The 14,769-nt window shown below is 75.8% G+C and carries 14 protein-coding genes; 6 read left to right on the forward strand and 8 right to left on the reverse strand.

Features of this window, described 5'->3' with window-relative positions; genetic code table 11:
• Window positions 1-8: 8 nt before the first annotated feature.
• Window positions 9-3,017, reverse strand: coding sequence for a hypothetical protein (locus tag JQC91_RS13935; protein WP_203287697.1), 3,009 nt, complete (start codon window positions 3,015-3,017; stop codon window positions 9-11).
• Window positions 3,018-3,165: 148 nt separating this feature from the next.
• Between JQC91_RS13935 and JQC91_RS13940 the strand changes: the two genes are divergently transcribed.
• Entirely contained in the window at window positions 3,166-3,840 is a 675-nt protein-coding gene (locus tag JQC91_RS13940; protein ID WP_203287698.1) for an SIMPL domain-containing protein, read from the forward strand.
• Here JQC91_RS13940 and truA read toward each other — a convergent pair.
• A complete protein-coding gene (gene truA, locus JQC91_RS13945) occupies window positions 3,804-4,583 on the reverse strand; it encodes a tRNA pseudouridine(38-40) synthase TruA (protein WP_203287699.1) in 780 nt (259 codons plus the stop codon). The genes JQC91_RS13940 and truA overlap by 37 nt on opposite strands.
• A gap of 88 nt (window positions 4,584-4,671) precedes the next feature.
• On the opposite strand from truA, the gene JQC91_RS13950 reads away from it, so the two are divergent.
• The gene (locus JQC91_RS13950; protein WP_203287700.1) at window positions 4,672-6,072 is read left to right on the forward strand and encodes a YcjX family protein; all 1,401 of its coding nucleotides are present in this window, start codon (window positions 4,672-4,674) and stop codon (window positions 6,070-6,072) included.
• A gap of 4 nt (window positions 6,073-6,076) precedes the next feature.
• Here the strand turns inward: JQC91_RS13950 and JQC91_RS13955 are convergent, their stop codons facing one another.
• The 4 genes from JQC91_RS13955 to JQC91_RS13970 all read right to left on the reverse strand — a co-directional run bounded on the left by JQC91_RS13955 (window position 6,077) and on the right by JQC91_RS13970 (window position 8,579).
• Window positions 6,077-6,949 carry a 1-acyl-sn-glycerol-3-phosphate acyltransferase gene (locus JQC91_RS13955; protein WP_203287701.1) on the reverse strand — a complete coding sequence of 291 codons (873 nt, stop codon included), beginning with the start codon at window positions 6,947-6,949 and terminating at the stop codon, window positions 6,077-6,079.
• Window positions 6,950-7,120: 171 nt separating this feature from the next.
• Window positions 7,121-7,852, reverse strand: a complete 732-nt coding sequence (locus JQC91_RS13960; protein WP_203287702.1) for an SDR family oxidoreductase — start codon at window positions 7,850-7,852, stop codon at window positions 7,121-7,123.
• A 95-nt stretch (window positions 7,853-7,947) separates the two neighbouring features.
• Window positions 7,948-8,181, reverse strand: coding sequence for a hypothetical protein (locus tag JQC91_RS13965; protein ID WP_203287703.1), 234 nt, complete (start codon window positions 8,179-8,181; stop codon window positions 7,948-7,950).
• Window positions 8,181-8,579 carry a DUF393 domain-containing protein gene (locus JQC91_RS13970; protein WP_203287705.1) on the reverse strand — a complete coding sequence of 133 codons (399 nt, stop codon included), beginning with the start codon at window positions 8,577-8,579 and terminating at the stop codon, window positions 8,181-8,183. The genes JQC91_RS13965 and JQC91_RS13970 overlap by 1 nt, the downstream gene beginning before the upstream one ends.
• Window positions 8,580-8,635: 56 nt before the next feature.
• Between JQC91_RS13970 and JQC91_RS13975 the strand changes: the two genes are divergently transcribed.
• Both JQC91_RS13975 and JQC91_RS13980 read left to right on the forward strand, forming a co-directional pair.
• Window positions 8,636-9,349: a M48 family metallopeptidase gene (locus JQC91_RS13975; RefSeq protein WP_203287707.1), complete on the forward strand. Its 714-nt coding sequence runs from the start codon at window positions 8,636-8,638 to the stop codon at window positions 9,347-9,349.
• A 118-nt stretch (window positions 9,350-9,467) separates the two neighbouring features.
• Window positions 9,468-10,244, forward strand: a complete 777-nt coding sequence (locus JQC91_RS13980) for a polyhydroxybutyrate depolymerase (protein WP_203287709.1) — start codon at window positions 9,468-9,470, stop codon at window positions 10,242-10,244.
• 17 nt (window positions 10,245-10,261) lie between these two features.
• Here JQC91_RS13980 and JQC91_RS13985 read toward each other — a convergent pair whose 3' ends face one another.
• Window positions 10,262-10,486, reverse strand: coding sequence for a hypothetical protein (locus JQC91_RS13985; protein WP_203287711.1), 225 nt, complete (start codon window positions 10,484-10,486; stop codon window positions 10,262-10,264).
• A 58-nt stretch (window positions 10,487-10,544) separates the two neighbouring features.
• On the reverse strand, window positions 10,545-11,912 hold the full coding sequence (rimO, locus tag JQC91_RS13990) for a 30S ribosomal protein S12 methylthiotransferase RimO (RefSeq protein WP_203287713.1): 1,368 nt from the start codon (window positions 11,910-11,912) through the stop codon (window positions 10,545-10,547).
• A gap of 118 nt (window positions 11,913-12,030) precedes the next feature.
• On the opposite strand from rimO, the gene JQC91_RS13995 reads away from it, so the two are divergent.
• Complete coding sequence (locus tag JQC91_RS13995; protein ID WP_203287715.1) at window positions 12,031-13,992, forward strand: AsmA family protein; 1,962 nt, start codon at window positions 12,031-12,033, stop codon at window positions 13,990-13,992.
• A gap of 80 nt (window positions 13,993-14,072) precedes the next feature.
• Window positions 14,073-14,768, forward strand: a complete 696-nt coding sequence (locus tag JQC91_RS14000; RefSeq protein ID WP_203287717.1) for a phosphatidylserine decarboxylase — start codon at window positions 14,073-14,075, stop codon at window positions 14,766-14,768.
• Window position 14,769: the final 1 nt, after the last annotated feature.

Consider the following 14,769-nt stretch of genomic DNA (forward strand, 5'->3'; position numbering starts at 1 on the left):
GGCGCCTGTCAGACGCGCGGCATCCGCAGCACGACGTTCCGTCCGCCGCGCTGATACTGGAGCTGCCGGTCGCCGATGGCCACCACGCGGCCCCGGTCGAGCCGGTCGCCCACCTCGACCTTGACGTAGCGCCCGTTCGCCAGCCGCACGAGCGCGCGCCGCGCGGACGGGCGCCCGTAGACGCCGATCAGATTGATCTGGTTGAGGCGCAGGACGTTCCGCTCGGTCGCGGCGCGGGCCACGGAGGTGGGCGCGGCGCGAGTCTGCTGGCGGCCCCGGTCGGCCTGCGTCGCCTGCTGGGCGGGCGCGGTCTCGGTGCGGGTGGCGGCCTCGCGGCTCTCTTGGCGCCGCTGGACGATGCGGGCGGCGGCCCGCTCGACGCTGCGGGGGCGGCTGTCGGGCCGCTCGGAGCCGGGGATGGCCAGCGGCGACACGGGCTGGATCGCGGCGGCGGCCGCGGCGCGGGCGGCGGCCGCCGCGGCCTCCTCGTCGGCGGCCTCGGCCTCGGCGGCGGCCCGCGCGGCGGCGGCGGCCTCGGCCCGCTCGCCCTGCTGCGCGGAGGCGGCGGCGGCGGCTTGGAGCGCGGCGGCGACGGCCTGCGCGCTCTCCGGACGCTCTTGGGGCCGGACGCGGGCCAGCTCGCTGCGCAGGAGGCCGCCGTTCTGGGCGCGCTCGATCCGCTCGACGGCGTCCGCAGGGCGCTGGCGCGGAACGACGCGGCGCAACTCCGCGCGCGCGGCGGCGGCCTCGGGGTCGAGGGTCCCTGCGGCGTCCGAAGCGTCCGGCGCATCGGCGGTGGTCTCCGGCCCTTGGGCCTGCGGTCCGGTCCCGGCCTCGGTCCCGCCGGGACGCGGCGCGGTCAGGATCGCGGGCCGTCCCGCGACGACGGTGTAGCCCTCGGCCGCGGTCCCGTCGGGCGCGGGCACGGGGAGGGGATTGGCGGACGGGGCCGTCCGCGCGGCGGGCGCGGTGCCGCCCGGCAGCGCGTCGGCGGCCGGCGCGCGGGGGAGGGCGACGGCGTCGCCCTGCGGCACGGCCGGGTCGATGGAGGCGACGTAGAGCGTCTCGAGGTCGTCCGCGGAGGGGGCCGCGGGTCCGTTGGGCCCGTCCGTCACGGTCGGGCCGTCGCCGGCCGGCTCGGGCGTGGCTGCGGGCTCGGGCGCGGCCTCGGGCCCCGGGAGCGCCGCGGCGGGGTCGATGGCGGCGAGCTCCACCTCGGGGGCGCCCGCGGGCACGGAGGGCAGCGCGAGCGGCTCCGGCGGGGCAATGACGTCGCCGTCGGTGCGCGGCGGCGCGGCGCCCTCGGGCAGCAGCGCCACGGTCGTCGAGGCCTCCGCCTGCGGCGGTGCCTCGGAGGCGGGGACGAGGGCGGGCGCGATCACGCGCCCGGCCTCCGCCTCGGGCGGCTCGACCGGCGCGAGGGCGACGATCTCGGCGTCATCGGGATCGTCGCGCCACAGCCCGGCGAGCTGCGCGCCGGGCAGGAAGAGCACCGACCAGATCGCCACGAGCAGGAGCGCCACGAGCAGGCCGACGGTGAGCCAGAGCCCGAGCTTGGGCCGAGCGGCGGATTTCGGCGTCCGCGCCTTCTCGCGGGCGTAGCCGGGCAGCGCGAGCGCCTCAGCCTCGGTGGCGGGGGGCGCCGCCAAGGTCGGCTCGGTCCCCTTCGCGCGGATGTCGCTCCCGGCGGCGCGGGCGCGGGCGATCTGGGCGACGAGCTTGGCCCGGCCCGCGGCGCCGTCCTCGGCGGGCGGGCGGGCGGACGGCGCGGGGGCGGACGCCGTGGCACGGGGCGCGGGGGCACGGGACGGCGCGGCGAGGCCCGGCACGGCGGCCGGGGGAGACGTCTTGGCGCCGCCGCCGAGCTTCGGCTCGGCGCGGGGCGCGTCGGACGCGCCGGACAGCGCGCCGAGACGGGGCCGCAGGCGCCCCATCGCGCCCGCCGCCGTCGCCGCGGCGCCGCGCTTGCTCCGCCGGGTGGAGAAGGCCGGGGCGGACGCGTCGTCCCCCTCCGCCGCCGCCCGGCCCTTCGTCGCGACGAGCGGGCGCGGCGCCGCGGTGGCGGAGGGGGACGGCGCAGGCTCGGGCGACCGGCCGGTGCCGAGCCCGGCCGCCGCGGCGAGGGGCGGCAGGCCGGGTTCCGTCGGCGTCTCCGCGGGCGCGTCGTCCATCGCGGGGTCGGCGTCGTCCGGCTCGGCGGAAGGTTCGCTTTCGGCCTCCGGTTCCGGCCCGGCTTCCGGCGCGACGTCGATCGCCAAGGGCGCGGCTTCGACGGGCTCGACCGGCGCGGGGGGGGCGGCGACATCCGCCTCGGCGGCAGGTGCGGGCGCCGCCGGGGCGGCGGGCGCGGGGGTCTCTTCGGGCCGTGCCGCCTCGACCGCATCGGGCTCCGGCGCGGCAGCGGCCTCGGGCGCGGCGGCGGCCTCGGGGGACGCCTGCGGCTCCGGCGCGGGGTCCGGCTCGGGCAGGGGCGGGGCGGGGACGATCCGCATCTCCTCGCGCGGCAGGTCCAGTTCCAGCACGTCGCCGTCGAGGAAGGTCTCCGCGACGCCGGTCTGCCCGAAGCGGGCGACGGCGGGGAAGGCCGCGTCGCGTGGCGCGGCGGCGAAGCCCACGGGGCGCATCCCGTGGTCGAGCGCGAAGGTCTCGGCCTCCAAGAGCGTCTCGAGCGCCACCACGGCGACGTGCAGCCGGTCGCCCCGCTCGACGTAGTCGAATGCGAGGTCCTCGACCGGGTAGGGCGTGCGTCCCGCGAGCAGGGCGCGGATCGTCGCCTGCGGCGGGCGGTCGTCCCGTTCGAGGACCGTCAGGAGCAGCTGGGATTCGGGCAGGACGAGGATGGAGGTGAAGTCGGGGCCGTGGCGCAGTTCGGCCCGATCGCGCAGGCGGGCCAGCCCCTCGGCGAGGGCGGGGTCGTCGAGACGGACCGCCCCTTCCCGCCACCACGCGCCGTCGGGCGCGCGGGACAGGAGGGCGATGCCGTCCTGCGAGAGATCTAGTGCGACCTGCGGTGTCATGGCCCCTCCGCTACCACCGGCTCCGCCGGGGCGCGACGGACACCCGGAGGCTGCGCCGAGGTTAAGGCGGGAAGCCGCCGGTGCCTAGGGGGCGGGCGGGACGCCGCCGCGCGGACGGGGCAGGGTGGCGGCAAACCGGAGGACCGCCATGACCCTGCTTCGCCCGTTCGCCCTGATGCTCGCGTTGCTCGGCGCGCCGGCCGCCGCGCAGACGACGCTGACCGTGACCGGGGCGGGCACGGTGGCCGCCGCGCCGGACATGGCGACCCTGCGGGTGTCGGTGGCGCGCGAGGCGGCGACGGCGCAGGCGGCGCTGGCCGCGATGTCGGGCGCGGCGGAGACGGTGGCCGACCGGCTGCGCGCGGCGGGCGTGGAGGGGCGCGACCTGCAAACGGGGCGGCTCTCGCTCGGCCCGCGCTGGGACCGTGGCGACGAGGCGCGGATCGCGGGCTACGTGGCGGAGACGGTGCTGACGGTGCGCGTGCGGGACCTCGACGGGCTGGGCGCGCTGATCGACGCCGCCGTGGGGGACGGGGCCAACGGGCTGTCGGGTCCGGAGTTCGGCCTGTCCGCGCCGCGTGCCGCGGAGGACGAGGCGCGCCGCGCGGCCTTCGCGGACGCGATGGCGAAGGCCCGGCTCTACGCCGGGGCGGCGGGGCTGGAGGTGGGGCCCGTGGTCTCGATCACCGAAGGGCCCGTCGACGCCGCGCCGGGTCCGGTGATGATGGAGGCGCGCATGGCGGGCGTTCCCGTCGAGCGGGGCGAGGTCGAGACCCGCGTCTCGGTTCAGGTCGTGGTCGAGCTGAACGGGTCCGACGGGTAGCCCACGCCGGTCAGGGTCAGCCCGTCCGGCGGGGCGACCGGGCCGCAGGCGGCGCGGTCCCGCGCGGCCAGCGCCTCCGCAACGCGTCCGGGAGGCCACGCGCCCGCGCCGACCCGCTCGAGGGTGCCCGCGATCGAGCGGACCTGGTTGTGCAGGAACGACCGGGCGCGCAGGTGGAGGCGGATCTCCTGCCCGTCGGGGCGGTCCACGGCCTCGACGGCGATCTCGTCCATCGTCTTGACGGGCGAGGCGGACTGGCAATGGACGGCGCGGAAGGTCGTGAAGTCGTGCAGGCCGATCAGGTGCCCGGCCGCCTCGGCCATCGCGCGCGGGTCGAGCGGTCCGGGGACGCGCCACGCCAGCCCCCGCTCGGTGGTCAGCGGGGCGCGGCGGGCGATGATCCGGTAGGTGTAGCGCCGCTCAGTCGCGGAGAAGCGCGCGTGCCAGTCGTCGGGGACGCGCGCGCAGGCGGTCACGGCGACGGGCGCGGGCTTCAGGTGCCAGTTCGCCGCGCCCATCAGGCGGTCAGCGCGCCATGCCTTGCCCATGTCGGCCTGCGCCACCTGCCCGGTCGCGTGCACGCCCGCGTCGGTGCGGCCCGCCGCCGCGACGGAGGGGACGTCCGGCTCCAGCGCGCGCAGGGCCGCCTCCAGGCGCGCCTGCACGGTGTCGGGGCCGTCTTGGCGCTGCCACCCGGCGAAGGGGCCGCCGTCGTATTCCACGCGCATCGCGTATCGGGGCATGGCGCGCGGGCTAGCGGGGGCGGGACGCGCCTGCAACCTTGCCCCCGCCTCCCGCCTCGCCCATGTCCGGGGCAACGGGAGGACGCGCATGATCGGACGGCTGGCGGATGCGGTGACGCGGGGCGCCGAGGGGATCGTGCAGGGCGTGGGCGAGGTGTTCGAGCCGACGCTCCGCCTGGGCGTGACGGGGCTGTCCCGCTCGGGGAAGACGGTGTTCACCACGTCGCTCGTGGCCAACCTCTTGGAGCGCGGGCGGATGCCCGGCCTCTCCGCCGCCGACCGGATCGAGGCGGCGTTCCTGCAGCCCCAGCCCGACGACACCGTGCCGCGCTTCGCCTACGAGCGGCACCTCGCGGACATGACCGGGCCGGCGCCGCGCTGGCCCGACGGCACGCGGGCGACGTCGGAGCTGCGCCTGTCGATGCGCGTGCGGCCCACGGGGCTGCTCGGCGGGGTGACGGGCGCGCGGGTGCTGCATGTCGACATCCTCGACTACCCCGGCGAATGGCTGCTGGACGTCGCGCTCCTCGACCGGTCGTGGGACGAATGGTCGGCCCACGTGCTCGCGCGGCTGGAAGGGTGGCCCGATGCGGCGGCGCCGTTCCTGGACGCGGCTCGCGCGGCGCAGGCCGCGGCGAAGTTCGACGAGCCGGAGGCGGCACGGCTCGCCGCGCTCTACGCCGACGCCCTGCAGGCGGCGCGGGACGCGGGGGCCTACGACCTGACGCCGGGGCGGTTCCTCCTGCCCGGCGACCTTGCCGGGTCGCCCGCCCTGACCTTCGCGCCGCTGCCGCCCGGCGACGCCCCGCGGGGATCGCTCCGGGCCGAGATGGCGCGGCGGTTCGAGGCCTACAAGCGCGGCGTCGCGCGGCCCTTCTTCCGCGACCACTTCGCCCGGATCGACCGGCAGGTCGTGCTGCTCGACGTGCTGGGCGCGCTGCAGCGGGGGCCGCGGGCCTTGGAGGAGATGCGCGGGGCGGTCACGGACATCCTGCGCGCGTTCCGTCCCGGGCGGGCGGGGTGGCTGGCGTCGCTGGTGGGGCTCAAGCGCACCGATCGCATCCTCTTCGCGGCGACCAAGGCGGACCACCTGCACCACGCGCAGCACGCGCGGCTGCAGGCGATCCTCGACGCGATGGTGCGGGACGCCAAGTCGCGGGCCGACTTCGCGGGCGCGGAGACGAAGACGCTGGCGCTCGCCTCGCTCCGCGCCACGACGGAGGAGGAGCGCGCGCATGGCGGCGCGACCGTGGGGCTGGTGCGGGGGCGGCTGACGGACGGGCGGGCCGTGTCGCTCGATCCCGGCGCGCTGCCCGGCGACCCGTCGGCCCTGCTGGCGGCGGCCGCGCGCGGGGACGCGGAGTGGCCCGGCGGGGCGTTCGGCGTGGAGGCCTTCGCGCCCGCGCCCTCGACGCTGCGGGCCGGATCGGGCCCGCCGCACATCCGGCTCGACCGGGCGGCGGAGTTCCTGCTGGGCGACCGCCTCTAGCCGTTCAGGCGGTGCGCCGCCCGCCGATCCGCAGGCCGGGGCGGTGGCGCGTCAGGTCGATCTCGCCGTGCCGCTCGCCCGGCAGGCGCAGCACCGCCTCGCGCAGCACCTCGATCCCGTCCTCGGCCGACTTCGGCAGCGCCGCCCCGTCGATCGGGCGCCCGAAGCGGATGTGGTAGGGCTGGACGTCCTTGTTCAGGGTCTCGTGGAACAGGGTGATGTCGCGCAGCGTCGGGTGCATCGCGTCGAAGGCGTAGAACAGCGCCGAGTTGCGCGCGCGGATGTGGACCGGCACGACCGGCAGCGCGAACTTGCGCGCGATCATCGCGGCGGAGGCCATCCACGGGCGCTCGTGCAGCGACAGGCCCCGCCGCTTTGCGAGGCGGCCCGACGGGAAGATCACGCCGAGGCGGCCCGCGTCGAGCGCCTTGCGGGTCAGGGCCATCGTCTCGCGCGTCTTGGAGACCGTGCGCCGCTCCTCGCGCCATTCGACGGGGACGACGATGTCGGAGAACTGCGGCAGGACGCGCAGGATGTCCGAGTTGGCGTAGTAGAACGCGTCCTCGCGCACGTCGCGGAGGACGTGGTGCAGGACGATCCCGTCCGCGATGCCGGTCGGGTGGTTCGCCACGATCAGCGCGGGTCCGGTGGCCGGCAGGTTGCCCCGCCCCTCCCACGTGACGCGCCGCGCGATGCGGCGGGCCATGTCGGCCATGATCTCGGGCACGGGCTTGTCGACGTAGTGCGCGCCGATCTCGACCGAGCGCTCGTAGGCCAAGAGCTTCCCGAGGCCGGTCCATGCGGCCTTGGCGGCGAGCGTTTCGCGGAAGAGCCACGGGGCCCGTTCGGCGATCAGCGGGTCGAGGCGGTCGCGCATGGCGGCCCTCCATCCTTGTCCGTGGACGACCGCCCCACATCCGTCGGGCGAGTCGCGCTTTCCGCACAACGCCGCAGATAGTGGCGGCGTTGCCCGCGATCCAGACGATTCCGGGCGGGGGCGGGGTTCGGGCAGCGCCCTGCCGGCGGACCCGGGCGGAGCGGCGGGTTCCTACCGACCGCCCGAGACGTCGAGCACCGCGTCCGTGACGTAGGAGGCGTGCGGCGACAGCAGCCAGAGGATCGCGCGGGCGATCTCGTCCGCCGTGCCCGCGCGGCCCATCGGCACGGTGGGGCCGAGGCGGTCGATGCGGTCGGGCTGGCCGCCCTTGGCGTGGATCGGGGTGGCGACGATGCCGGGGCGCACGGCGGCCACGCGGATGCCGCGCGGGGCCAGCTCCTGCGCAAGGCCCTTGGAGAACACCTCCAGGCCGCCCTTGGTCGCCGCGTAGTCCGCGTATTGCCCCGGCGCGCCGTGCTTCGCCGCCGCCGAGGAGACGTTCACGATGGCCCCGCCCTCCCGCATCCGCCGCGCGGCCTGTCCGGCGACGAGGATGGGGGAGGTGAGGTTGACGGCCACCATGCGGGCCACGCGGTCCGCCCCGTAGGCGGTGGCCTCCGCCGCCTCGGCGACGATCCCCGCGTTGTTGACCAAGCCGTCGAGGCGGGGATGCGCCTCGTCGAAGGCGGCGAATAGCTCCTCCACGCAGGACGGGTCGGACAGGTCGGCGCGGTGGGTGGTCACGCGGGCACCCGCGTCGCGGCAGGCCCGCGCCGTCTCCTCCATCCCGGCGTGGTTGGCGTTGAAGTGCAGCGCGAGGTCGTGGTCGGTGGCCGCCATGATCGCGGTGGCGGCGCCGATCCCGGAGGATGCGCCGGTGACGAGGAGGGTCTTGCGGGTCATGCCCCCGTTTCGGCGCTCGGACCGGAACCCGCAAGGCGGTCGCGGGCAGTCGCGTCACGAACGGCCGGACGGAACGGCGCGCACCCCCCCCCGCCTCAGCGGCGGCGATACACCCCTTCGGGCAGGTCGAGGGCGGCGGCGAGGTCGCGGGCCTGCCCGGCGGTGAGCGTGATCGTCACGGGCTCGCCCGAGCGCGGATCGAGCTGCACGAGCGTCACGCATTCCTCGAACAGCGAGACGATCACGTCCTCGCCCGGCGGGGTGTCCCTCTCGCCCTCGTCGACCAAGGTGACGACGGTGGCGTCGAACGTGTGCTCGACCGAGAACATCAGCCCCTCCCCTGCCGCCGGAGGTGGGAGCGGTAGAGCAGCGGCGCGCCCACGCGTTCGTAGAGCCAGTCGAGCCCCTGCCGCAGACCCGGCCAGCCGGCGGCGCGGGCGGCCCAGCGCATGTGCGGCATCTCGGACCAGAGCGCGCGGAACGCGTCCATGCCCGCGAGCACGCGGCCGTCCCGCACCACGTGGAGGCGGCGCGCGGCGGCGTCGGCGTCGATCCCCCAGCGGGCGAGCGCGTCCGCGTCGTTGAGGTCGTCGAACCCGACCCCGAGCCCGTCGCGCTCGACGCGCCCGCGGTAGTGGTCGATCTCGAACCTGCAGACCGGGCATTCGGCGTTGTAGAGCACGCGGACCGCCGGATCGCCGCCATCGCCCGACACATGACCTGACATGGCGCGCCTCCGTGCTACTGTCCGGGGACATATGTGATCCCCCACGAGGAAATGCCATGCGCCGCACCTTGGTTTCCCCCGTGGCCGTGATCGTCGCCGTCGCGCTGCTCGTCTCGGGCTGCGTGGTCACGCCGACGCCCACGGCCCCGACCGCACCACAGCCGACCACCGACCGCATCGACCGGTCGAACGCACAAGCCAACTTCCGCACCGCCGTCGCCCGGGTCGAGCCGGTCGCCGAGCAGGTCTGCCGCCAGTCGCGGCAAGGGAACTGCGACTTCCTGATCCGCGTCGATCCCAACCCGCGCGCGCCGGCCAACGCGTTCCAGAGCCTCGCGCCGAACGGGCGACCGCTCCTGACCTTCACGCAGGCGCTGATCGCGGACACCCGCAACATCGACGAGATCGCCTTCGTCATCGCCCACGAGGCCGCGCACCACATCGCCGACCACATCGCCCGGCAGCGCAACAACGCGGCGACGGGCGCGATCATCGGGACGGTGATCGGCGCGGCCTCCGGCCTTGACCGGGGCACGGCGGACCAGCTCGCGCGCGCGGGCGCGCAGGTGGGCGCGCGGCGCTACTCCAAGGACTTCGAGCTGGAGGCCGATGCCTTGGGCACGCGGATCGCGGCGCGGGCGGGCTTCGACCCCGTGCGCGGCGCCGCCTACTTCGCGCGCATCCCCGATCCGGGCGACCGCTTCCTCGGGACGCACCCGCCCAACGCCCAGCGCGTCGAGATCGTGCGACGCACGGCCGCCTCGCTGTAGCATGCGCGCGGGACGCGGGGTGCGGGCCGAGCCGGCCCCCGCGTCCACCGCCCACGGGCGCGCGCGGGTGACGGATCCGTCATTGGACCGCGCGCGCCCGTCGGAGCAGGAACGGGGGATGCGAACGCTCCTGCTGCTGCTGGCCCTGACCCTCCCGACGCCCGTCCTCGCCTGCGTGGGCCTGCAGGAATGCCCCGGCCCGCCGGGCTTCGAGGCGCGGGGCTACCACGTGGTGCCGCCCGAAGGCTGGGACGGCGCGACGCCGCTGCCGGTGATGCTGCACTTCCACGGCTGGGGGCGGCAGGGCGAGACGATCGTCAACCATCCGCGCATCGCCGGGGCGACGCGCCCGCGCGGCGTGCTGCTCGTGGCGCCCGACGGGCTCGGGCGGTCGTGGGACTTCCGCGCGCCCGGCTCGCGCGACACGTCGTTCGCGACCGCCGTGCTGGCCGAGGTCGCGGCCCGCTACCCGACGGACGGGCGGCTCTTCGTGTCGGGCTACTCGTGGGGCGCGCTGATGGCCGCGCGCTTCGCCTGCGAGGGGCCTGCGGTGGAGGCGCTGCTCCTCGTGGCCGGGGCGTTCCCCGGCGGGATGGCGTGCGACGCCACGGTGGGACGGGTGTCCCACGTCCACGGCACGGACGACACCGTGCTCGGCTTCCCCTACGGACCGGATGGCGAGGAGACGGCGGCGGTGGACCTGTGGCGACGCGACATGGGCTGCGGCGTGCAGGACCGCTCATTCAAATGGCAGGCGGTGTCCTGGCTCACCCATACCCGGCACGAGTGGGACTGCGCGGCGGGGCTGGTGACGATGGACGTGCATCCGGCCAGCCACCTGATCCCGCGCGGCTGGTTCGCCCGGATACTGGACGAGGTGCTCGCGGCGGGCTGACCCGCCGCGCCGCGCGGTCAGACCCGGCGGTGCTCGGCCTCGGTCTCGCCCTTGGGCGGATAGACCTCGGCGTGGGACGGCTCGACCTCGGTCCCCGTGGTGACGGAGTTCGGGTCGTGGGTCGTGCCCTGCGGGCCGTGGGTGTGGACGCCTGCCGCCACGCGCGCGCCGGGAGAGGCGGGATGGGCGGCGGTGACGGGCTTCGGCGTGGGCGTGTAGGGGTCGCGGTCGGTATGGGCCATTCGAGGTCTCCTTCGGGGCGTGAATCCCCGAAGGCCGCCGTTCGTTCCGATCCCCCCCCTACCGGACCGGCGTCCCCCAGAGGTCGTAGTCGGACGCCTCGTCCACCTCGACCTCGACCAGATCGCCGGGGGCGAGGCCGTCCGCGTCCGCGGCGTCGACGAAGAGGTTGCCGTCGATCTCGGGGGCGTCCTTGGCCGTGCGGCAGGTCGCCCCGTCCTCGTCCACGGCGTCCACGATCACCGTCTCGCGCCCGCCGACCCGCGCGGCCAGCTTCTCGGCGGAGATGCGCTGCGACACCTCCATGAAGCGGGCGTAGCGCTCCTGCTTCACCTCGTCGGGCACGTGGTCGGGCAGGGCGTTGGAGCGCGCGCCGGCCACGTCCTCGTAGGTGAAGGCGCCCACCCGGTCCAAGCGCGCCTCCTCCAGCCAGTCGAGCAGGGTCCGGAACTCGGCCTCCGTCTCGCCGGGATAGCCGACGATGAAGGTCGAGCGGATCGCCATGTCAGGGCAGATCGAGCGCCACTCTGCGATGCGGTCCAAGGTCTTCTCGGCGGCGGCGGGGCGGGCCATGCGCCGCAGCGTGTCGGGATGGGCGTGCTGGAACGGCACGTCGAGATACGGGAGCACCAGCCCCTCGGCCATGAGCGGCACGAGGTCGCGCACGAACGGGTAGGGATAAACGTAGTGCAGCCGCACCCACGCCCCGAGCGAGCCGAGGTCGCGGGCGAGCGGCACGATGGCCCGCGCGTCGCCCCGGTCGACGCCGTAGGCCGACGTGTCCTGGCTGATGACGAGCAGTTCCTTGACGCCCGCATCCACCAGACGCTCCGCCTCGCGCATCACGGCGGCATGCGGGCGCGAGGCGAGGCGCCCGCGCATGTCGGGGATGATGCAGAACTTGCACTTGTGATTGCAGCCCTCGGAGATCTTCAGATAGCTGAAATGTCGTGGCGTCAGAGAGACTTGGCTGGCGGGCAGGAGGTCCACGAACGGATCGGGGCTGGGCGGCACGGCGGCGTGGACGGCGTCGAGCACCTGCTCGTATTGCTGCGGCCCCGTGACGGCGAGGACCTTCGGGTGCGCCCCCGTGACGAACTCCGCGTCCGCCCCGAGGCAGCCGGTCACGATCACGCGGCCGTTCTCGCGCAGCGCCTCGCCGATGGCGTCGAGGCTCTCGGCCTTGGCCGAGTCGAGGAAGCCGCAGGTGTTCACGATCACCGCCTCGGCGCCCGCGTAGTCCGGCGAGATGGCGTAGCCCTCGGCCCGCAGCCGCGTGAGGATGCGCTCGCTGTCCACCAGCGCCTTGGGACAGCCGAGCGAGACCATCCCGATCTTGGGCTGGCCCGGGCGCGCGTCGCCGGGCAGCACCGGGCGGGGGGCGAGGTCGGGGCGCAAATCGGGCGGGTTCTGGGCGTCCTGTGGCATGGGGGGTGCAGATAGGCGAGGCGGCGGGGCGGCGAAAGGGCGGGAACGGGGCGGTCCGTTGCCGGTGCGGGGACGGTCGCGGCATCGTCGGGGCAACTCTCCGCGCGCGAGGCTTCCCATGTTCCGTTGGATCTTCAAGATCGTCTGCACCGTCGCGGTGCTGCTGCTGATCGGCGCGGGCCTGCTGGTGACGATCCCGTCGGACAAGATCGCGCGGCTCGCCTCCGACCAGGTCGAGGCGGCGACCGGACGGACCCTGACGGTCACCGGGGAGATCGTGCCGACGGTCTGGCCGCATATCGGCGTCCGGGCCGAGGGGGTCACGCTGTCGGCGCCGTCATGGTCCGAGGCCGGGCCGACGCTGGAGGCGCGGTCGCTCGTCCTCGGGCTGGAGCCGCTGCGCCTGCTGCGGGGCGAGGTGGTGACAGCCGCGCTGGAGGTGACGGGCGCCAAGGTCGTGCTGGAGCGCCGGGCGGACGGCAGCGGATCGTGGGAGATGGCCGGGCCCGCCCCCGAGGCGGCGGACGGCGCGTCGGACCTGCCGCCGCTCTCGATCCCCTCGGCGGTGCTGCGCGACTCGACGCTGCGGTGGATCGACGCGGACGGCCCCGACCTGACCCTCACGGCGCTGGACCTCGTCCTGTCGGCGCCCGCGCTGGACGGCCCGGTCACGGTCGCGGCCTCCGCCCTGCTCGACGGGGCGCCCGCCAAGCTGGACGCGCGCGTGGCCGGCCTGACCGGGTTCCTCGACGGCGCGCTGACGGCGGTGGACGCGGAACTGGTGTCGGCCGGCACGCGGCTGCTGATCGACGGGCGCGCCGACCTCGACCCCTTGTCGTTCGACGGCTCGGTCGACGTCGAGAGCACGGACGGCTTCGCGCTGCTGGGCCGGTTGGGGCAGGAGCGCCCCGACCTGCCCGAAGGACTCGGCGCGGGGCGCGCGGCGCTCGCCGCCAAGGTGACCTTGGCCCCCGAGGGGACGATCCACCTGCGCGAGATGGTGCTCGCGCTCGACGGCAACCGCCTGACGGGCGGGATGGACGTGGACCCGACGCGGGCCGACCGGCCCCACGTCGCGGCGACCTTGGCGGCGGAGGCGCTGGACCTGACGGCGCTCGCCCCGGACGACGCGGCCGCGGAGGCGTCGGGGTGGTCGACCGAGAAGATCGACGTGTCGGGCCTCTTCGCGGTGGATGGGCGCTTGTCGCTGGCCGCCGGGCGCGTGGCGCTGCCCGACCTCGTCCTGGACGAGGTCCGGACCGACGTGACCTTGGACCGGGGCCGGGCCGTGGCCGCGCTGCGCCCGGTGCGCCTGCAGGGTGGGACGGTGACGGGCGAGGTCGTGGTGAACGGGCGCGGCGGCCTGTCCGCGCGGGCCAACCTCGACGTGCGGGAGATGGACTTGGGCGGGCTGGCCGAGGAGTACGCCGGATTCGACCGGCTCGTCGCCACCGGCGGGGCGGCGGTGTCGCTGCTCGGCGTGGGCGACAACATGGCCGCGCTCATGCGCTCGCTGGACGGACGCGTCGCGCTCCGCACGGGGCAGGGCGAGATCGAGGGGCTCGACGTGGCCGGCATGATCCGCAACCTCGACGCCTCCTACGTGGGCGAGGGCCGCAAGACCGTGTTCGACGGGCTCTCCGCCACCTTCGCGGTGACGGACGGGGTGGCGCGGTCGGACGACTTCGCGCTGGCGTCGCGGCACGTGGACGTGGCCGGGACGGGGACCGTCGACCTCGGGGGGCGGACGCTCGACTGGCGCATGATCCCCTCGCTCCAGGCGGGCGACCGGAGCCTCGAGGTGCCGATCCTCATCAAGGGGCCATGGGACGACCCGTCGATCCGGCCCGACCTCGAGCTGCTCGCGCGGCGTGAGCTGGCCGCCGAGCGGGAGCGCCTGGAGGCGCGGGCCAAGGCCGAGATCGAGGAGAAGCTCGCCGCCGCCGAGGCCGACCTGCAGTCCCGCCTGGCCGACGAGCTGGACGTGGAGCCGGTGGAGCTGTCCTCGCGCGAGGAGGTCGAGGACGCGATCAAGCAGCGGGTCGAGAGCAAGCTGATGGAGGCGTTGCTCGGCGACTGAGGGCGGGGCGGCGCTCCGCCGCGCTGGACCCCGCGTCGCGACCGGTCTAACTCCGCGCGACCCCGACCGGAGTGCCGCAGATGGGCGTGAAGCTGTCCGAGACCGTCATCAAGCCCCTCCACCGCGAGGGTCCGAAGTTCGTGGCGATCTTCGCCGCCGTGACCTTGCTGCTGTTCCTCTTCGAGGCGGAGCTGGGCCTCCTCGGCCTCGGGCTCACGGTCTGGTGCTACTACTTCTTCCGCGATCCCGTCCGCACGCTCCCCGAGGGCGAGGGCCTCGTGACCTCGCCCGCCGACGGGCTCGTCTCGCTGATCGAGCCCGCCGTTCCGCCCGCCGAACTGGGTCTCGGGACCGCGCCGCTGACGCGGGTGTCGGTGTTCATGTCGGTCTTCGACGTGCACGTGAACCGCGCGCCCATCGCGGGGCGCGTGACGACCGTGGCCTACCGCCCCGGCAAGTTCCTGTCGGCCGAGCTGGACAAGGCGTCCGAGGAGAACGAGCGCAACGGCATCGTGCTGGAGGCCGGCGACGGCACCCGCATCGGCGTGGTGCAGATCGCAGGCCTCGTCGCGCGCCGCATCCTCTGCGAGGTGTCCGAGGGGGCCGAGCTGCGCCGCGGCGAGCGGTTCGGGATCATCCGGTTCGGGTCGCGCCTCGATACCTACCTGCCCGAGGGCACGGCCCCGCAGGTGGCGGTGGGTCAGACGATGCTGGCCGGCGAGACGGTGATCGCGCGGCTGGGCGTGGCCGAGCCGCTGCTGTCGCGGGACGAGTAGG

The sequence above is a fragment of the Jannaschia sp. Os4 genome (assembly GCF_016820245.1).
Classification (GTDB): Bacteria; Pseudomonadota; Alphaproteobacteria; order Rhodobacterales; family Rhodobacteraceae; genus Jannaschia.

Coding starts and splice junctions, on each gene's coding strand:
- JQC91_RS13935 (WP_203287697.1), bottom strand. CDS start 3,017: ATGACACCGCAGGTCGCACTAGATCTCTCGCAGGACGGCATCGCCCTC.
- JQC91_RS13940 (WP_203287698.1), top strand. CDS start 3,166: ATGACCCTGCTTCGCCCGTTCGCCCTGATGCTCGCGTTGCTCGGCGCG.
- truA (WP_203287699.1), bottom strand. CDS start 4,583: ATGCCCCGATACGCGATGCGCGTGGAATACGACGGCGGCCCCTTCGCC.
- JQC91_RS13950 (WP_203287700.1), top strand. CDS start 4,672: ATGATCGGACGGCTGGCGGATGCGGTGACGCGGGGCGCCGAGGGGATC.
- JQC91_RS13955 (WP_203287701.1), bottom strand. CDS start 6,949: ATGCGCGACCGCCTCGACCCGCTGATCGCCGAACGGGCCCCGTGGCTC.
- JQC91_RS13960 (WP_203287702.1), bottom strand. CDS start 7,852: ATGACCCGCAAGACCCTCCTCGTCACCGGCGCATCCTCCGGGATCGGC.
- JQC91_RS13965 (WP_203287703.1), bottom strand. CDS start 8,181: ATGTTCTCGGTCGAGCACACGTTCGACGCCACCGTCGTCACCTTGGTC.
- JQC91_RS13970 (WP_203287705.1), bottom strand. CDS start 8,579: ATGTCAGGTCATGTGTCGGGCGATGGCGGCGATCCGGCGGTCCGCGTG.
- JQC91_RS13975 (WP_203287707.1), top strand. CDS start 8,636: ATGCGCCGCACCTTGGTTTCCCCCGTGGCCGTGATCGTCGCCGTCGCG.
- JQC91_RS13980 (WP_203287709.1), top strand. CDS start 9,468: ATGCGAACGCTCCTGCTGCTGCTGGCCCTGACCCTCCCGACGCCCGTC.
- JQC91_RS13985 (WP_203287711.1), bottom strand. CDS start 10,486: ATGGCCCATACCGACCGCGACCCCTACACGCCCACGCCGAAGCCCGTC.
- rimO (WP_203287713.1), bottom strand. CDS start 11,912: ATGCCACAGGACGCCCAGAACCCGCCCGATTTGCGCCCCGACCTCGCC.
- JQC91_RS13995 (WP_203287715.1), top strand. CDS start 12,031: ATGTTCCGTTGGATCTTCAAGATCGTCTGCACCGTCGCGGTGCTGCTG.
- JQC91_RS14000 (WP_203287717.1), top strand. CDS start 14,073: ATGGGCGTGAAGCTGTCCGAGACCGTCATCAAGCCCCTCCACCGCGAG.